Source organism: Bythopirellula sp., assembly GCF_041737835.1.
Lineage (GTDB): Bacteria > Planctomycetota > Planctomycetia > Pirellulales > Lacipirellulaceae > Bythopirellula.
Genome location: NZ_JBGSQY010000009.1, coordinates 1 through 3,005, shown reverse-complemented (window position 1 = coordinate 3,005; position 3,005 = coordinate 1). Strand labels below are relative to the sequence as shown.

The window sequence follows — 3,005 nt, the reverse complement described above, 5'->3', positions numbered from 1 at the left end:
AGAGAGAGAATTTCTGGCTTCGACGGGGTCAGCGCAGTGCGGAGGCTTGGTCGCGAAAGCCCGCCGTTGTTGGGCTTTTGAGCAGGTCGAGAACGGCGCGGAGAATGTTGGCCGTGGCACGATTGGCGGCCGAGATAGGATTCGAACTGTCAGTACGGTTCTAATTCCGCCCCTAATAATTTCAATGACTTAGTCGCGACCAGCCGGCCTCTACCAAAGAATTTTCGTAAGGCTCTTGGTGCCCCGAACATAAACGGGCTCCAATCAAGTGCGGAGGTTTGCGGCGAGTTGAAAACTAGGCGGGCATCTGCGCGTCGGTGATCGTCATCGAGACTTTCGAGCGCGGCTCAATGGATATCTGTGATTTAGCAATCGCGATACGATTCTGATCCCGAGATGGTTGGAACTGGTGCTCAACCTGCCTTCTTTTTAGTCTCCGCAACCTGCATGAATCGCATCGATCTTTGCGCAGCCGACTGCGACAATCCTAGGAACGCGTATCTGGCTTGATCGAGCTCTTGCTGTGTTATCAAGTGGTGCGCGAACCGGACTTGCAAAATCAGACTAACGGTTGGCCAAGTAAGCTTTGCTGCCTTGCAGGCAACAATCAGTCCGTCATGGCGGACGTTTATCAGCAAGCGTTCGATCAAGTCAGACTTGACCCCGCAAAATAGCGCGAGTGTGGCCACCATTTCTTCGTACCTGCGGTCCTTCACGAAATCGACGAGTACTGTCTCACTTAGCTTGCCGAGCCGATTAAGTTCGAAAACAACACTATCTGCGCGTGTTAAGTCCCGCGACCCCACTGCTTCCCAACCGACTTCATTTGAAATGCTTGCAAGCGCTTTCTGGATACGCTCCTGGTTCTCGGGGGTGGCGGCTGCCAGCAGCTTGGAGCGGACCAGATCGGTGGCACGAGCCAACAATTGGCGAAGCAGCTGAAGCGGGATGTCCAGGCGCAACCCAAGCTTCTCAGTGAGTTTTTCGTCACTCTCGGATTTCTTCACCAGTATCGAAAATCCGGATTCAGAAAAATGGGCACCGGTGTTTCGCGCCAGGGCGTAATGCACCTGCGCATCACCGCGATCGACCAGCACATCTGTCACTGCTTCAGAAAGCGATGCCCGGTCTGATATGGCCATTAGGTGTCTCTGGCCCTTGGATCTTGCAATGTCGATCAGATCTTGGTCCGAGAGACGGCTCGATTTCGTTAGAATTGGCCCGGCAATTGTAATCTCGTCATGTTGCGACAAATTGCGAACGACATTAATCGGGGCATTGTCAACTGGGGCCAGCGCAGAACTTAGCTGAACGAGAGCCCTGGTCTCGATCCTCCGGATCAGATGCACCAGCACGTCGTCGAAAACCCCGATTTGCTGCTCGCTGAGTTGATCTGATTCATCAAGGAAAAGGCTCGTGACTCGACGCAGCATGTCGACACGTTTTTCGGCTGAGCCGCTTGTGACCGCGTTTTCAAGCTCATGAAGCAGACATGCCCGTGACATCTATTCCCCCGGCTTTCTGCTAGGTTCACTTTCACCAGCTTTTCGGGTTCGGGTTCATGTCCGCCCTTTGACCATCATGCAGCCAAGACCTAAAGAAATGTACTATCGTGGACATAGGGATCGAATGTGCCGCAATAACAAAGGCCGCGCAGCGAAAGAAAAGCTGGCCGACGGCGCGACAGTTTTTGTTTCGCAAAGTCAAGTTCCGAAGTTTCTTCACGACATTTCGCGTCAAGCATCACATTAAATTCAGCTGCGGGTCAAAACGCTACTGATCCAGACATCGCAAGACGCTGTCCAATGTCTACTCTTGTGAAGGTCTTCGGATGCCGGCCGGCGCTTATTAGCTCAGTTACACCCCCCGGACCTAACCTGGTTAGGATCAGGAATAAACTTCACACCGACCTCGCCACGCTGCCGCCAGATCACTTGGCACCAGCGCTTCAATCCAGGTCTGAGTAGCACATAGAACCGGTCCGGAAGGTACCGATTGCAAGCGAGCCTCGCGCCCTCCCGCGACACGTCCATCAGCGTGCACTTCACAGAGCCGCCCGCGACGACTGTAAGTAGTCCATGATTCCGACGCTCAGATTGCCGTTGGTCGATCATGGACACGAAATTATCTAGAGAATAACAATAAAGAGTAAGGCAAAATTTGCTGGCCGCCTGGCGCCACCGATGGTGGCGTGAGCGGATTCGCTCCGCACCTCGCGATTCAAAAGTCCTGCGATAACAAGACCGCGGTTTGCTCCCGGATTCTCTCGCTACCCCACGATATCTCTGCAAAGTGCGGAGGTTGCCGTTCCGAAAAGCGATACAAAATCAACCACTTATGAGAACCGTACTAAATCCGCAAAGTCGGAAGGTTTGGAGAGAAACGGGCAAAGAGAGAGAATTTCGGGCTCCTGGTAGGCCAGCGCAGTGCTGAGGTTTTGTCGCGAAAGCCCGCCGTTATTGGCGTTTTGGGTGCGCTGAAAACCCGGCCGAGAATGTTGGTCGTGGCGCGATTGGCGGAGGGAGAGGAACTGGGAGCTAACCCTCTCTGAATTTGTATGCTGCCAACTTGCTGAGGGAGAGGATCTGGGATCCAACCCTTTCCATTTTGTACCAACCCACGCCTGCGTGACGAAATTCTCTGGCGCCGGCACGACATTGCCGTAAGTTCTCACGCTTCTCGTCTAACAAACGACCTGCACCTCGTGCCTGCCCGCGCAGTGCAGCCGGCTTCGCTACGCCGAAGCGGTTCCGCCGGCAAGTGGCGAAACCTCGCGCTCTAAACTAACATTAGACTCGGACCACTCAATGAGGGCTGGTCGCTCAACGATGGATGTCCGATGCCAGCGATGCTGATCCCCGACCCGTCCCTGCTGGAACTGACTATCCCCCTTCGCATCGCAATGCAGGCAAAGCAGGGGGTCCTGATCGTGCCCCTGTGGTTCGAATACCGTGAGGCTCGGTTCTGGTGTGCAACACAGGCAGACTCCGTGTGCGCCAAGGCGC

Annotated in this window: 1 protein-coding gene; it reads right to left on the bottom strand. The window is 54.5% G+C overall.

The features are described 5' to 3' along the window. Positions 1–413: 413 nt before the first annotated feature. Positions 414–1,505, bottom strand: a complete 1,092-nt coding sequence (locus AC6T8Q_RS02935; RefSeq protein WP_500677654.1) for a DUF2336 domain-containing protein — start codon at positions 1,503–1,505, stop codon at positions 414–416. Positions 1,506–3,005: the final 1,500 nt, after the last annotated feature.

What these genes read in the sequence shown, in the direction of transcription:
- AC6T8Q_RS02935 (WP_500677654.1), bottom strand. Translation starts at nt 1,505, where the DNA reads ATGTCACGGGCATGTCTGCTTCATGAGCTTGAAAACGCGGTCACAAGC.